We start from the raw sequence: 14520 nt of genomic DNA on the forward strand, positions 1-14520 counted from the left end.
CCAACCTCCATTCAGATCGACAAATCAGTCAGTTTTTCAGGGAAAGCGCGCGTGGCACGCCAGTTCATCTATCACATGTCAGGCCTGTCAAAGGCCTACGGCACCAAGAAGGTGCTCGATAACGTTCATCTGTCCTTCTACCCGGATGCCAAGATCGGCATTCTCGGTCCTAACGGCTCGGGTAAGTCGACCATCCTGCGCATCATGGCCGGGCTCGACAAGGAGTTCCAGGGCGAGGCGTGGCTGGCCGAAGGCGCGACCGTGGGCTACCTGGCGCAGGAGCCGCAGCTCGACAACAGCAAGACCGTGCGTGAAAACGTCATGGACGGCGTCGGCAGGAAGACCGCCATCATCGAGCGCTACAACGAATTGATGATGAACTATTCCGACGAGACGGCGGACGAGTCGGCCAAGCTCCAGGACGAGATGGATCGGCTCAACCTTTGGGACCTCGAGCAGCAGGTCGAGATGGCGATGGACGCGCTGCAGTGCCCGCCGGCCGATTCCGAGGTGACCAATCTGTCAGGCGGCGAGCGCCGCCGCGTTGCGCTGTGCCGGCTGCTCCTGGAACAGCCCGACCTGCTTTTGCTCGACGAGCCGACCAACCATCTCGACGCCGAGACCACGGCGTGGCTGGAAAAGCACCTGCGCGACTATCCGGGCTCGGTGCTGATCATCACCCACGACCGCTACTTCCTCGACAACGTCACGGGATGGATCCTCGAGCTCGATCGCGGCCGTGGCATCCCTTACGAGGGCAACTACACCAAATATCTCGACGCCAAGGCCAAGCGCCTAATCCAGGAAGGCCGAGAGGACGACGCCCGCCAGAAGTCGATCTGGCGCGAGCGTGAGTGGATCCAATCCTCGCCGAAGGCGCGCCAGACCAAGTCCAAGGCCCGTATCAAGGCCTATGAGGAACTGGTCGAGCAGTCGCAGAATCGCAAGCCGACCGACACGCAGATCGTCATTCCGTCGGGCGAGCGCCTCGGCAATGTCGTCATCGAGGTTGAAGGGCTCACCAAGGGCTTCGGCGATGAGCTTTTGATCGAGGATCTGTCGTTCAGGCTGCCGCCGGGCGGCATTGTCGGCGTCATCGGCCCGAACGGCGCCGGCAAGACGACGCTGTTCAAGACCTTCACTGGCCAGGAAAAGCCTGATGCGGGGTCGATCCGCATCGGCGAGACGGTCAAGCTCGGCTATGTCGACCAGAGCCGTGACGCGCTGGACCCGAACAAGACGGTGTGGGAAGAAATCTCCGGTGGCGCCGAAGTCATCAAGCTTGGCAAGCACGAGGTCAACAGCCGCGCCTATTGCTCGTCCTTCAACTTCCGTGGCGGCGATCAGCAGCAGAAGGTCGGCAACCTTTCGGGCGGCCAACGCAACCGCGTGCATCTGGCCAAGATGCTCAAAGGCGGCGGCAATGTGCTTTTGCTCGACGAACCGACCAACGACCTCGACACCGAGACGCTGAGCGCACTCGAAGATGCGCTGGAAGCCTATGCCGGCTGCGCTGTCATCATCAGCCACGACCGCATGTTCCTCGATCGCATGGCGACCCACATGCTCGCCTTCGAGGGCGACGCGCATGTCGAATGGTTCGAAGGCAATTTCGAGGAGTATGAGAAGGACAAGCTTCGCCGCCTGGGCGCGGAGGCGGCGGCCCCGCACCGCATGACGCATAAGAGGCTGACGCGGTAAGGGCCGTTATTGCAGTGGCGGTTCCGGGTCGGCGACGACGGGATCGTCACCCAATTGGGATAGCCGGCTTGTCGCGCCGGTCATGGAAGGTGGCAACCGCCGCGAGGTCTTACCGTTGAACAGCCCAGCAAAGCCCGATTGGTCCGCCGCCCAATATTTGAAGTTCGAGGACGAGCGCACGCGTCCTGCGCGCGACTTGGTGGCGCAGGTGCCGGTCGACTTCCCCCGCAGGGTTGTCGACATAGGCTGCGGGCCGGGCAATTCGACGGAGCTTCTGGTCGCGCGCTGGCCGGATGCACAGGTGAGCGGCTTCGACACGTCTCCCGACATGATCGAGAAGGCTAGGGCACGCCTGCCCAATGTCAGCTTCGACCTTGCCGATGCCTCGACATGGGCGCCGGCTCAACCGGTCGATGTGATCTTCGCCAATGCCGTGTTCCAGTGGCTGCCGGAACATCCTGATGTCTTCCAGCGGCTGATGGGTTTTCTTGCGCCCGGCGGCGCGCTCGCCGTGCAGATGCCAGACAATATGGGCGAGGATTCCCACAGGCTGATGCGCGAGACCGCCGCCGAAATGCCGTTCGCAGCCAAGCTGAAAGGGGCGGCGCGCGCGCCGCTGCCGCCGGTGTCGTTCTACTATGATCTGTTGTCGCCGCTCTCGGACCGGCTCGACATCTGGCATACGATCTACAACCATCCGCTGGCCGACGCCGAGGCGATCGTCGAATGGGTGAAGTCGACGGGCTTGAAGCCTTTTGTCGACCCGCTCGATGCGGACGAGAAGATGCTGTTCCTCGAAAGCTACACGGCCAGGATCGCCAAGGCCTATGAGAAGACCGCAAATGGCAAGGTGCTGTTGCGTTTCCCGCGCATCTTCATTGTCGCCAAGCGGGCTTGAACGACCAACGTCGATGAGAAGCCGAGGCAGTTCGTGTGCAGCCGCGACGACGGCGCATGCTGGAACAACTCACAGACCAACACCAAACTGTGCGCATGGTGAGGGGACGCGGGAACCGGTTTAAGCTGGCATAAACCGGCTCAATGCGACAAGGGTTGCGCCGGGCCTCCCTTACGCCCACATCAAAGCCCCTGAACGCCTGCGGATGGGACGGACTGGACATGCATCGCGTCATCATCAGCGGTATCGGCGTCGAAATCCCCGAGCCTGAGATCAGCAATGAGGAACTGGTCGCCAGTTTCAACAGCTGGGTCGACACGGAAAACGCGCGCCGGTCGGGCACGGACCAGCCGCTGCTGCAGAAATCGGACAGCGATTTCATCGTCCACGCCTCGGGCGTGCGCAGCCGTCATGTGATCGAGCGCGAAGGCATACTCGACCCGACCCGTATGGCACCACGCATTCCGGCGCGGCCGGACGATGCGCTGTCGCTGGAGGCCGAGTTCGGCATAGCTTCGGCCCGCAAGGCCCTCGATCATGCCGGGCTGAAGCCGTCCGATATCGATTTGGTGATCTGTTCGGCCTCGCACCACCAGCGGCCCTATCCGGCGATCGCCATCGAGATGCAGCAGGCCCTGGGCACCAGGGGGGCGGGCTTCGACATGGGGCTCGGCTGCTCATCCGCCGCGGCGGCACTTCACATGGCGGTCAATCTCGTGCGTGCGGGCGCCCACAAGCGCATCCTAGTGACGACGCCCGAGATCATCACCGGCCATCTCAATTTCCGCGACCGGCAGACGCATTTCATCTTCGGCGACGCCTCGGTGTCGATGGTGGTCGAAGGGCTGGCACTCGGCGAGAAACGGCCGGGACGTTTCGAAGTGCTCGACACGCGCATCTGGACGCAGATGTCGAACAACATCCGCACCAATCTCGGCTACCACACCCGCACCGCACAGGACGATCCCTACAGGATCGATCTGGAGGGCAATCTGATCAAGCAGGTCGGCAACAAGGTGTTCAAGGAAGTCACCGTCGCTGGGCACAAATTCATCGTGGAGTTCCTGGCCGAGCACGGCCTGACGCCGCAGGCGGTGCGACGCTTCTGGCTGCACCAGGCCAATGCGCGCATGAACGCCATGATCCTGAAACTCTCATTCGGCCACGAGGTCGATCATGACCGCGCGCCCATGGTGCTGGAGCGTCTCGGCAACACGGCGGGCGCCGGCGCCATCGTCGCGCTGTCGGAGAACCATGCCGACATGAAGGCGGGCGACTTCGGGCTGATCTGCGCTTTCGGCGCGGGGTATTCGATCGGCGGCGCGCTGCTGCGGATGCTGTAGGACGCGCTTGCCGCTTCAGGCCGGCGAAAAGGGAACGAGCATCGGCACGCGGCGCGCGTAGTCGTCATAGGCGGGCCCAAGCTCGCCGCGCAGGAAACTTTCCTCCAGCCTCGCCTTGATGACGATCCCGACAAGCAGCAGGGCGGCGCCCGCGACGCCCCATACCGTGCCCTTGACGGCCACGGTGGCGAGGATCGAAAGCAGCAGGCCCGTATAGATCGGATGACGGACAAGCGCGTAAGGGCCGGTGTCGATGATGCGATGATCGGCCTTGGCCGTTACCGTGCTGGACCACAGCCGGCCGAGATGCAGGCGGGCCCACCATGCACAGGCGATGCCGATGGCGATCAGGGCGACGCAAATCCAGGCTTGGGTGAGCGTCGGTGTCCAGAGCCGAAGCCGACCCACATAGCCGTGCGCCGGAACGAACAGCAGGACGGTACCGGCGAGCCAGAGAACCCGATATCGCGCCTCCGCCCTGAAATCCGCCCGCTTGCGCACGGGATCGGCCCATGAAGCGGCAAGGATCCACGATACCAGCCAGAACAACCAGAGCGCGGCAACGGCGTGTCCCACCTGCATGACCCGAACCTCCTCCCGATCTGGCGCCATCGTCTATGCCGGCGGCGCGGCGGCAATGCGGCGCGCTGAGGACCGCAACGGCGTTTCCGGTAAGAAAGTCGTGATCGGCATCAAACGGCGTGATCGGATCATCAGCGCTTTCGACTGGACCGCATTGCGCAGGGCCTCTAGACGAGACTGATGCAGGAAACCAACTTCGAGCTTTTTCCGGCGGACCTGACGGTCGACATCGTGCCGGGCCGCAGGCTGGCGGCAAGGGCGGTGGCGCTCTATGCCGCTCCGTTCGACCATTTCGAAACCAAGGCGGTCGAGAAATTGCAGCTGGGCTTCGACGGTATAGCCGGCGATTTTCATGCCGGGATAGCGCGACGCTCCGGCGGGCGCGAACCGTGGTATCCGCGCGGCACCGAGATGCGCAACGAGAGGCAGTTGTCGCTGGTGGCGGCGGACGAACTCGCGCTGGTCGCCGAACGCATGGGCCTAGAGGAGATCAAGCCCGAGTGGATCGGCGCCAATTTGCTGATCGAAGGGGTGCCGCATCTTTCGATGTTGCCATCCGGCTCGCTGCTGTTCTTCCAGGGCGGCGTGACGATCAAGATCGATGCCCAGAACAAGCCATGCCGCGTCGCCGGGCAATCGATCGCCGAGCATGTCCGGGCGGCGGACCATGACGCCACCGCGCTGCTCTTTCCGAAAGTGGCCAAGCGGCTGCGGGGCCTTGTAGGCTGGGTCGAGAAGCCCGGAATCGTCAGGTCCGGCGAGGAAATCTCCGTGCGGGTGCCCGAGCAGTGGATTTATCGCGCCTGACGAGGTAGCCACGCCGCTCGAAACGGCGTGGCTGAGCGACCCGGACTAGGCCTTGCGGTTCTTGTTGGCGCCTTGCGCCATGACCGAAACATGGTCCCACTTTTCCCAGGTGGCGATGCGGTTGGCGTATTCCTGCTTGATCATCGGCAGCCCGCCGTCGCCGAAGAATACTCTGAGAGGTGGCTCGGCCGCGTCGACGATCGCCAGCATCGCCGGTCCGGTGGCCTCGGGATCGCCGGCCACGGCGCGACTGCGGCGCTCCGCCATGGCAGCGCGGACGGGCGCATAGGCGTCCAGCGCTTTGGAGACCTTGGCCGACGGACCGGCCCAGTCGGTGGAGAAGCCGCCGGGCTCGACCAGCGTGACATGGATGCCGAACTCCGCGACCTCGAGGCTCAGCGACTGGCTGAAGGCTTCCAGCGCCCATTTCGAGGCGTGGTAGAGGCCAAGCGAGGCGAAGGCATTGACGCCGCCGATTGACGAGATCTGGATGATGTGGCCGGAGCGCTGCGCCCGCATGATCGGCAAGGCGGCCTGGGTGACCCACAGCGCGCCGAACACATTGGTTTCGATCTGGTCGCGGGCTTCCTGCTCGCTGACCTCCTCGATGGCGCCGAAATGGCCATAGCCGGCATTGTTGACGACGACGTCGAGCCGGCCAAAGCGCTTGTGCGCCCCGGTGATTGCGGCATCGACGGCTTTCTTGTCGGTGACGTCGAGCTTTATCGCCGCGATGTTGTCGCCATACTTCTCGACGAGATCGGCGAGTGTGCCGGCATCGCGGGCGGTTGCCGCGACGCGGTCGCCGCGAGCGAGCGCGGCCTCGGCCCAGACCCGGCCAAAACCTTTCGACGATCCGGTGATGAACCAAACCTTGTTTGTCATGATGAAGTCCTTGCCCGTGCAAGCTGGAATTTTTTCAGAGATAAGTGGAGGCCTCTCCGCTTTGTGCCATATACGGTGCGTCCCGCGACTTTCCAGAGGCGGTGGCGGAATTATTTGGACGGGAGCGGCGACCGGTCAGGGGTAGCGTACAGCGCTCGACCAGGCCGGATCCTTATGCTTGTCCCAATAGAGCGCCATCAGTCGGCCGGTAATCGCGCCGGGCCTGCCGTCCGCGACTGGGCTGCCGTCGATCATCGTGACCGGCATGATGCCGCCGGCGGTAGAGGTGATGAAGACCTCGTCGGCCTCGCGCAATGCCGCGACACTGACGTCCGCCGGGGTGGCGAAGAGGCCTTCCAGCGCACAGAGATCGAAGACAGTGCGGCGGGTTATGCCGGGTAGCACTCCGATCGCTGGCGTCGAGAGCTTGTTGTCCTTGATACAGAAGACGTTGAAGCCCGGACCTTCGGCGACATTGCCGTTGAAGTCGAGAATGAGCGCTGTCTCGGCGCCGCGGTCATAGGCATCGTAAAGGCCGCGCACCAGGTCGAGCCAGTGGTAGTTCTTGATCGCCGGGTCGATCGAGGCCGGCGGAATGCGCACCTTGTCGCTGATGGCGACATTGAGGCCGCGCTGTAACTGCTCGGGATTGGCGACCGAGCCGAACGGCACGGCAAACGCCATGAAGCGGTTGATCGCCTGGCGCGGATCGCGGCTGAAAGTAGGGGAAGCGCCGCGCGTGCACAGCATTTCGACATAGGCGGCGCTGTGTCCCGACAGTGCCACGCAATCGTGCAGGATCTCCGTCACGCCATCGCGGTCGAACGGGATCGTCATGCGCAATTTCTCCAGTCCGCCGAAGAAGCGGTCGAGATGCAGGTCAAGCCGGAAGAAACAGCCGTTCCAGACATGCACCGTGTCGTAAGTGGCATCGGAATGCAGGAATCCCCAATCCAGCACCGAGATCTTGGCCTGCGACATCGGCAGGTACTGGCCGTCGAGGAAGGCGATGCCGTCGGGATAAGCATGCGGGTCGACGTGGCGGTCGCTCACCACAGGCAGCGGCCGTGTATCCTGTGCGGTCTGGCTCATCGGCACCTCCTTGCATCACAGGCTATCGGTGTCAGGCAGAGGGCATAGAGCCAGTCATCCGGCGTCGTTCGTCCTCGAAGTGAAAAGCTGCCAGCCATGCTACCGAGCGCCGTGCCGGACCGGCAACAGCTTCAATCATCCTCGTCGTCGGCGTCGAGCAGGCGGGTGGCGCGCCAGCGGGTAAGCACGACATTGGTCTGCTCGATGACGAAGAAACGCGCCGAGTCGCGGTCATAACCTTCGGCGAGCAGCTTTTCGTAGTCGGTATGGGCGTGGCGGATATGGGCAACCGTCGCCAGCCACACGGCAATGGTCGGCGGCAAGGTCTTCATGTGGACGGAGCCGGCATCCGCTCGGATCTTCTCCATATCGGCATAGGGCGCCAGCGGCAGAAGCGCGGTCAACGCCTTCGCGACGGCGCGGCGGCGGCCGGTCGGCGCCTTCATCATTCGTCGCGCCCTTCGATGGTCGCCTCGGCGAAGGCATCGGTCGATGCGAAATAGGGTTTTATGTCGACCACCGGGGTGCCGTCGAGCACGTCGATGGCGTCGATCTCGATGCGCCCGGTGGCGAGGTCGAGCGCAACCAGTTTCGCCACATGCAGGCCGATCGGGTTCGGTCGGGCAGGGGAGCGCAGACCGAATACACCTTTTGCTTCAGCCGCATGGCGCGGTTTCTGCACGATCAGAGTCCGCGGCGCCTGGTGGAGCCACGACAGGATGACGAGATGGCTGGCGCGCTCCAGCCCTTGCAGGCCGGCGCGGTAGGGTGGGTCGATCGTCAGTGCTGCCGGCTGTCGGGTCTCGCGCGCTGCGCGCATGTTTTTGGGGCAGGTTTCGCGCGTCGTCCATGGCGAGGCGATACGGCCGATGAAGACGACGCCGCCATCCGCCGGCATCAGCGCCGGATCGATCTCCAGCCTCTGCTCGCCCTCCCGTGCCTCGAACATCTCACGTCGCCCGGTCATTTTATCCATCTTTTTGTTGACGCATGTCTTGCCCTGAAACCGCTACACATTTTTAGGCAACATGCATCGAGAAATCACGCCTGCGGCATTTTCTTGTCCGGAAGCGACATAGCGCTTGCAAGGCTGCTAAAATCGACATAAACATATGTTTATATCTTTTTTCAAAGAGAATACGCTGATGCATGTCGCGCTCGACACCATGGTGGATACATTGAAGGCGGCGGCCGAATCGAGCCGCTTGCGCATACTGGCGCTGCTGTCGCGCGGTGATCTCACCGTGTCCGATCTTACCGAGATTCTCGGCCAGTCGCAGCCGCGCGTGTCACGCCACCTGAAGCTGCTCCTGGAGGCCGGGCTGATCGGCCGTTACCAGGAGGGGTCGTGGGCCTTCTTCCGGCTGTCGGATACGGATTCCGCGCGCGACTTCGTGCTGCGGCTGGTCGCCGGCATTCGCGGCGCCGATCCGCAGGTCGAGCGCGATCTCGAGCGGCTGGCCTCGGTCAAGCGCAAGCGGCAGGACCGCGCGGCGGAGTATTTTTCGCAGAACGCGGCAAGCTGGGACCATATCCGCTCCCTGCACGTGCCTGACCGTGCGGTCGAGGCAGCCCTCATGAAGCTCGTCGGCAAGCGGCCGTTCCAGTCGATGCTCGATCTCGGCACCGGCACCGGACGCCTCTTGGAGATATTCTCGCCGCTCTACCGGCGCGGCATCGGCATCGACATGTCGCGCGAGATGCTGACCGTCGCGCGCGCCAACCTCGACAAGGCCGGCGTCTCCAATGCTCAGGTGCGGCAGGGCGACATCTTCTCGCCGCCGGTCGAGCGCGACGCCTTCGATCTCGTCACCATCCATCAGGTGCTGCATTATCTCGATGATCCTGCGCGCGCCATCCATGAGGCGGCGCGGCTGCTGCGCCCTTCCGGACGGCTGGTGATCGTCGATTTCGCGCCGCATACCCTGGAATTCCTGCGCGACGAGCACGCGCATATGCGCCTCGGCTTTTCCGACCGGCAGATCGGCGAGTGGTTCTCCGAAGCGGGCCTTGATCTCGAAGATGCCCAGGAGTTCGAGCCGCGCGGCGGCACCGAGGCCAGGCTCACGGTCAAGCTCTGGCTTGGCCGCGACCGGCGCCTGCTGATCGCCGATCCTGCCAATGACAGCCAGCAGACCAAAGTGAGTTCGATAGGGGAAATCGCCTGATGAACCAGTTCCGCTTTTCCCGCCGCCCCGACATTGGCGACAAGGTCAGGGTTTCCTTCGAATTCTTCCCGCCAAAGTCGGACGAGATGGAAGCGAGGCTGTGGGACACGGTCACCCGACTGGAACCGCTGAAGCCGAAATTCGTCTCGGTGACCTATGGCGCCGGCGGTTCGACTCGGGAGCGCACGGCACGCACCGTAGGCCGCATCCTGAAGGAGACCAGCCTGACGCCGGCAGCGCACATGACCTGCGTCGACGCCCCGCGCCCTCAGGTCGATGCGGTGATCCAGGAATTCGCCGACATGGGTGTGAAGCGGTTCGTCGCCCTGCGCGGTGATCCGGCCGCGGGCGTCGGCACCGCCTATCGTCCGCACCCGGACGGCTATGCCAATGGCGCCGAGCTGGTCGGTGCGCTGAAGAGCGCCGGCGATTTCGACATCTCGGTCTCGGCCTATCCGGAAAAGCATCCGGAAAGCCCCGACTTCGCCACCGACATCGACATGCTGAAGCGCAAGGTCGACAATGGCGCGACGCGGGCGATCACCCAGTTCTTCTTCGACAACGATCTCTACGAGCGCTATGTCGAGCGCGCGCGTCGAGCCGGCATCTACATTCCGATCGTGCCGGGCATCCTGCCGGTGCACAATTTCACCCAGGTCGCCAATTTCTCGGCACGCTGCGGCGCGCTGGTGCCGGCATGGCTGGCCGAACGTTTCGACGGCCTGCAGAATGATCCGCAGACGCATGCGTTGGTCGCGTCGGCGGTGGCGGCCGAGCAGGTGCTGGACCTGGTCGAGCGGGGCGTGGGCGATTTCCACTTCTATACGATGAACCGGGCCGACCTCGTCTTTGCCGTCTGCCACATGATCGGCATCCGCTCGCATGAGGCGGAAGTGGCTGGCTCCGCAGCCGCCTGAACCGGACTTGAGATGCAGAAAGGCCGGGTAAAAACCCGGCCTTTCAAACTGGTTGATTATTGGGTGCTGGTCTTCCCCGTTTTTGGCGGGTTCAGGGAAGAACGCCTATAATGAGGGCGCCGATGAATGCAAACGCAGCACAGATCATCAATGCGTTGATTGGCCTCGTAAGTCCCATGACATAGCCTCCTTTTAAAGAGCTATGCCCAGAGTCTAGGGTCATTTGTGCCACAGGCAAGCGGAAAATGTGCTGCATTGCGACGCGATTGTGGAGTTTGCGACCTCATTTTCGCCGTTAGGCGTTGAAACTTCTAGGCAAAAACCAGATACGAACCTGTGAATAAATTATGGCGGCTTCGTGTCGTTGGCATGTCATGGCAGCGCTACCCTGCGGATGAACAGGCGCCCGTCTATGGTCACCAGGCCGAGACCGATCAGCATCATGCCGCCGATTTCGAACAATTCCAGCCGCTCGCCGAGGAACAGGAAACCGAGCAGCATGGCACTCACCGGCACGATCAGCGTCACCAGGGAGGCGTTGGTGGCGCCGGCCGAGGCGACGAGGTTGAAATAGAGGATATAGGCGAAGGCGGTGGACAGCAGCGCCAGCGCCAGCACCGCCGCCCAGACCGGCGGCGAGGCCGAGAACAGGCCCGCGGGACCGTGCGCAAGCAGCACCACCGGGATCATGATGATGGTCGAGGCGGTCAGCTGCCCGGTGGCAATGACCGGCGAGGGCACGCCCTTGAAGCGACGGGCGACCATCAGTGCGACGCCGTAGGACAACGATGCTCCGATCAGCGCGAATTTGGCCCAGACCGGGCCGCCGAGGCCGGCAACCAGGCCGGGGCCGATCATCACAGCCGTGCCGGCGACGCCAAGCGCAATGCCGGCCAGCTTGTTCCAGGAGAGCTTCTCGTCCGATGTCAGGGCGTTGGCGAGGATCAGCGTCCAGAACGGCGTGGTCGCATTGAGCACCGAGGCGACGCCGGCGCCAAGCTCAGTCTGGCCGGCGAAGATCAGCGAAAAAGGCACGACGTTGTTGGTGAAGGCCAGCAGGAAGAACAATCCTGCATGAGGAAGGTCAAGGCGGAAGGATGGGCCGCGCAGGAAGAGATAGAGCTGTAAAGCGAGTGCCGCGATGGCGACGCGAAACAATACCAGCACCAGCGGGTGAAGCTCCGCCACGGCAATGCGGGCGAAGAAAAAGGAGCCGCCCCAGATCGCGCCGAGCAGCAGAAGCTGCGCCCAGTCCTTGAGGGCCATCGGTCCGCGCGGTGCTGATGTCGCGGCTATTGCCATGTGATGCGTCCTCCCCGGACGGCCGAATGCAGGCAGCCAGACAGAAGCCATATCGGGTTCGCAGGCAAGAACCACCCGAAACCTGCCCGATGGCCTGTCTCCCCTGACAAAGCCTAGCGCCCTGCCGCCAGGCGCACGAGACACAGAATTGTTTTCATTGGCCGCTAGCTTGGATTAATTGTGCGCAGGCTAGGTCAAGGATTCGTCCATGCAGCGATTCGAGAATGCCCGCGAGGCGGCACTGGCGCTTCGCCCGGACGATCCGGTCTACTGCTTCCGCCCGCAGGTGCTGAAGGCCGATGCCTTGCAGTTCATGGGCATGTTCCCCGGCAAGACGGCCTATGCGGTCAAGACCAATGGCGAGCAGATCGTGCTGAAGACGCTGGTCGAGGCCGGCGTCTCCGCTTTCGACGTGGCCTCGCCCGGCGAGTTCGCCGCCGTTCGCGCGGTCTCGGCCGATGCCGAGATGCTCTACATGCATCCTGTCAAGGCGCAGTCGGACATCAGGCTGGCGCTGGAGAAATACGGCATCCGCGTCATTGCGCTCGACCACGAGGACGAGATCACCAAACTGACGCGGGTGGTCAGGGCGCTCGACATCGACCCGGGCGCAATCAGCGTGTTCGTTCGAGTGCAGACCAAGGGCCATGCGGCCTACGAGCTGTCGAAGAAGTTCGGCGCCGGCCCGGCCTATGCGGTCGAGCTCGCCGAACGGCTGAACCGCACCGGCTACAAGGTCGGCCTGTGCTTCCATGTCGGCAGCCAGATCGAGGACCCCGACACCTACGAAAGGGCATTGGCTTCCGCCGACTGGGTGCGCAACCGGCTGACCTTCGACCTGGCCGGTCTCGATGTCGGCGGCGGTTTTCCGGCCGAATACGGGCATGATCCCAACCGCAAGCAAGTCGCGATGCCGTCGCTCGGCCAAATCATGTCGCGGCTTTCTGGAGACCTCAAGGAATACCAGTTCGACCAGATGCCGCTGGTGGCCGAGCCCGGCCGGGTGATCGTGGCGCGCTGCCTGTCGCTGATCGTGCGGGTGCTGTTGCGCAAGGGCAAGCGGCTCTACATCAATGACGGCATCTGGGCGTCGCTGTCGGATTCATGGACCGGCAAGATCACGCTGCCGGCACGCTTCATTCCCGATCCGGCGATCCGCACGCGCAATGGCGACGAGAAAACCATCGTGCCGTTCAAGGTCTGCGGCGCGACCTGCGATTCCGTCGACATATTGTCGCGGCCGTTCTGGCTGCCGGAAACCGTCGACACCGGCGATTGGATCGAGATCGGCCATATCGGTGCCTATTCGCTGTCGCTGAGAACCCGCTTCAACGGCTTTTATCCCGACACTTTCGTCGAGGTGGCGACGCCGTTCGACGAAGGCGACGCGCCGGTGGGATTGGCGAGTCTGGAGACGATGGCGGATTAAGTAGGGAGTAGGGAGTAGGGAGTAGGGAGTAGGGAAATGGCTCCGTCACTACTTACTACTCACAGCTTCGCTAAAAGCTCCGGCGTCGGCCAGCCGTCCACGGGCAATCCCAGCCGCGTCTGCTCCTTGCGGATCGCTTCGCGGGTGTTGGTGCCCAGGATCCCGTCGACCGTCCCAACATCATAGCCCTTGGCCTCCAGTTTGGTCTGCAAAGCCTTCATCTGCTCGTTGTTGAGGCCTGGTTCAGGATTGCGCGGGTCGATCGGTGGCGCGCCGGCAAGCCGCGCGGCAAGATTGGCCGCGGTCAGCGCGTAGGTGAAGGACTGGTTCCATTCGAGATAGACGTCGAAATTTTCGTAAGTGAGGAAGGCCGGCCCCTTGCGGCCCATGGGCAGCGCCAGCCCGGCCTTCAGGCCCTTGTCGACCAGCGGCGAGCCGTCGGGATTGGTAACACCCCACTGCGTCCACTGTGTCAGCGGCAATTTGTTTGTGCGCCCGGTCTGTTCCCATGGCATCTCGTCGGGCACGCGCACTTCCTGGATCCAGGGCTCGTCGCGTTTCCAGCCGCGCGACAGCACCTTGTTGGCCGTCGTCATGATCACGTCCGGCACGCTGCCCCGCAGGTCGATCTTGCCGTCGCCGTCGCCGTCGACGCCACGGGCAAGATAATCCGAAGGCAGGATCTGCGTCTGGCCGATCTCTCCAGCCCAGGCGCCGTTGACGTCGGCCGGCAGCACGCCATGGTCGATCAATTCCAGCAGTGGCACCAACTGCTGCCGGAACAGCTGCGGGCGGCGGCAGTCATGGGAAAGCGTCACCAGCGCGCTGAGCGTATGGAAATCGCCCTGCACGGCGCCGAAATCGGTCTCCAGCGCCCAGAAGGCGGTGATGACCGGCGCCTGGACGCCGAACTGCTGGTCGGCGCGGGCGAAGATATCGGCATATTTCTTCATGTTCGCCGCGCCCTGCTTCAGCCGGTAGGCCGAGATCATCCGGTTGGAGAATTCGATGAAGGTCTGGGTGAAGACACCCTGCGCACGGTCGCGCGCCAGGGCTCTCTCATCGAAGCTGGCATCCTCGAGCGCTTCGAGGCCGACAGCGCCGACACCCGCCGCCTTGGCTTCCGCAGCCACGCCCTGCTTCCAGGTTTCGAAGTCGCCGCCACATTCCTGCGCCATTGCCGGCAAGGCCGTGGCGCACAGGAACAGCACCGCGAGGGCTTGGGGACGCAGTCGCATAGACTTCCTTTCGACATTCAGATTCCGGGCGGCCTGGCTGTCCATCTGGATGCGCGTCGCCCCGGAATACCGGCGGTTGCACTCTTGGCCGCCGGCCGTGTCGAAAGCAGGCGGCAGGCCCGGTGTCAACGGGTGTTCTGCAGCAACCCTTCCTCCGG

General features: G+C 63.5%; 14 protein-coding genes. 7 read left to right on the forward strand and 7 right to left on the reverse strand.

The window, feature by feature from the left end:
* Nucleotides 1-51 precede the first annotated feature (51 nt).
* The 3 genes from ettA (at nucleotide 52) to FJ949_RS08610 (ending at nucleotide 3942) form a co-directional block, all read left to right on the forward strand.
* A complete protein-coding gene (gene ettA / locus FJ949_RS08600; protein WP_140495150.1) occupies nucleotides 52-1701 on the forward strand; it encodes an energy-dependent translational throttle protein EttA in 1650 nt (549 codons plus the stop codon).
* 115 nt (nucleotides 1702-1816) lie between these two features.
* The gene (gene tam, locus FJ949_RS08605) at nucleotides 1817-2599 is read left to right on the forward strand and encodes a trans-aconitate 2-methyltransferase (protein ID WP_224646765.1); all 783 of its coding nucleotides are present in this window, start codon (nucleotides 1817-1819) and stop codon (nucleotides 2597-2599) included.
* A gap of 221 nt (nucleotides 2600-2820) precedes the next feature.
* Nucleotides 2821-3942, forward strand: coding sequence for a beta-ketoacyl-ACP synthase III (locus FJ949_RS08610; RefSeq protein ID WP_140495154.1), 1122 nt, complete (start codon nucleotides 2821-2823; stop codon nucleotides 3940-3942).
* Nucleotides 3943-3957: 15 nt separating this feature from the next.
* Here FJ949_RS08610 and FJ949_RS08615 read toward each other — a convergent pair whose 3' ends face one another.
* Nucleotides 3958-4524, reverse strand: a complete 567-nt coding sequence (locus tag FJ949_RS08615) for an isoprenylcysteine carboxylmethyltransferase family protein (RefSeq protein WP_140495156.1) — start codon at nucleotides 4522-4524, stop codon at nucleotides 3958-3960.
* Nucleotides 4525-4704: 180 nt separating this feature from the next.
* On the opposite strand from FJ949_RS08615, the gene FJ949_RS08620 reads away from it, so the two are divergent.
* The gene (locus FJ949_RS08620) at nucleotides 4705-5331 is read left to right on the forward strand and encodes an MOSC domain-containing protein (RefSeq protein WP_140495158.1); all 627 of its coding nucleotides are present in this window, start codon (nucleotides 4705-4707) and stop codon (nucleotides 5329-5331) included.
* 45 nt (nucleotides 5332-5376) lie between these two features.
* On the opposite strand, the gene FJ949_RS08625 is transcribed toward FJ949_RS08620, so the two are convergent.
* The 4 genes from FJ949_RS08625 to tsaA all read right to left on the reverse strand — a co-directional run bounded on the left by FJ949_RS08625 (nucleotide 5377) and on the right by tsaA (nucleotide 8275).
* Nucleotides 5377-6216: an SDR family oxidoreductase gene (locus tag FJ949_RS08625; protein ID WP_140495160.1), complete on the reverse strand. Its 840-nt coding sequence runs from the start codon at nucleotides 6214-6216 to the stop codon at nucleotides 5377-5379.
* Nucleotides 6217-6351: 135 nt separating this feature from the next.
* Entirely contained in the window at nucleotides 6352-7308 is a 957-nt protein-coding gene (locus tag FJ949_RS08630; RefSeq protein WP_140495162.1) for an aminotransferase class IV, read from the reverse strand.
* Nucleotides 7309-7439: 131 nt separating this feature from the next.
* Complete coding sequence (locus FJ949_RS08635) at nucleotides 7440-7754, reverse strand: DUF2293 domain-containing protein (protein WP_140495859.1); 315 nt, start codon at nucleotides 7752-7754, stop codon at nucleotides 7440-7442.
* Nucleotides 7754-8275 carry a tRNA (N6-threonylcarbamoyladenosine(37)-N6)-methyltransferase TrmO gene (gene tsaA, locus FJ949_RS08640; RefSeq protein WP_140495164.1) on the reverse strand — a complete coding sequence of 174 codons (522 nt, stop codon included), beginning with the start codon at nucleotides 8273-8275 and terminating at the stop codon, nucleotides 7754-7756. Before tsaA ends, FJ949_RS08635 begins: the two co-directional genes overlap by 1 nt.
* Before the next feature lie 178 nt (nucleotides 8276-8453).
* Between tsaA and FJ949_RS08645 the strand changes: the two genes are divergently transcribed.
* Both FJ949_RS08645 and metF read left to right on the forward strand, forming a co-directional pair.
* Complete coding sequence (locus FJ949_RS08645) at nucleotides 8454-9476, forward strand: metalloregulator ArsR/SmtB family transcription factor (RefSeq protein ID WP_140495166.1); 1023 nt, start codon at nucleotides 8454-8456, stop codon at nucleotides 9474-9476.
* Nucleotides 9476-10393, forward strand: a complete 918-nt coding sequence (gene metF / locus FJ949_RS08650; protein ID WP_140495168.1) for a methylenetetrahydrofolate reductase [NAD(P)H] — start codon at nucleotides 9476-9478, stop codon at nucleotides 10391-10393. Before FJ949_RS08645 ends, metF begins: the two co-directional genes overlap by 1 nt.
* Nucleotides 10394-10765: 372 nt before the next feature.
* Here metF and FJ949_RS08655 read toward each other — a convergent pair whose 3' ends face one another.
* Nucleotides 10766-11695: a DMT family transporter gene (locus FJ949_RS08655; RefSeq protein WP_140495170.1), complete on the reverse strand. Its 930-nt coding sequence runs from the start codon at nucleotides 11693-11695 to the stop codon at nucleotides 10766-10768.
* Between the two features lie 208 nt (nucleotides 11696-11903).
* Here FJ949_RS08655 and FJ949_RS08660 point away from each other — a divergent pair, with 208 nt between their 5' ends.
* On the forward strand, nucleotides 11904-13124 hold the full coding sequence (locus tag FJ949_RS08660; protein ID WP_140495172.1) for an alanine racemase: 1221 nt from the start codon (nucleotides 11904-11906) through the stop codon (nucleotides 13122-13124).
* A 59-nt stretch (nucleotides 13125-13183) separates the two neighbouring features.
* Here FJ949_RS08660 and FJ949_RS08665 read toward each other — a convergent pair whose 3' ends face one another.
* Nucleotides 13184-14362: a lytic murein transglycosylase gene (locus FJ949_RS08665; protein WP_140495174.1), complete on the reverse strand. Its 1179-nt coding sequence runs from the start codon at nucleotides 14360-14362 to the stop codon at nucleotides 13184-13186.
* Nucleotides 14363-14520 lie beyond the last annotated feature (158 nt).

The organism is Mesorhizobium sp. B2-4-1, from assembly GCF_006442185.1.
Classification (GTDB): Bacteria; Pseudomonadota; Alphaproteobacteria; order Rhizobiales; family Rhizobiaceae; genus Mesorhizobium.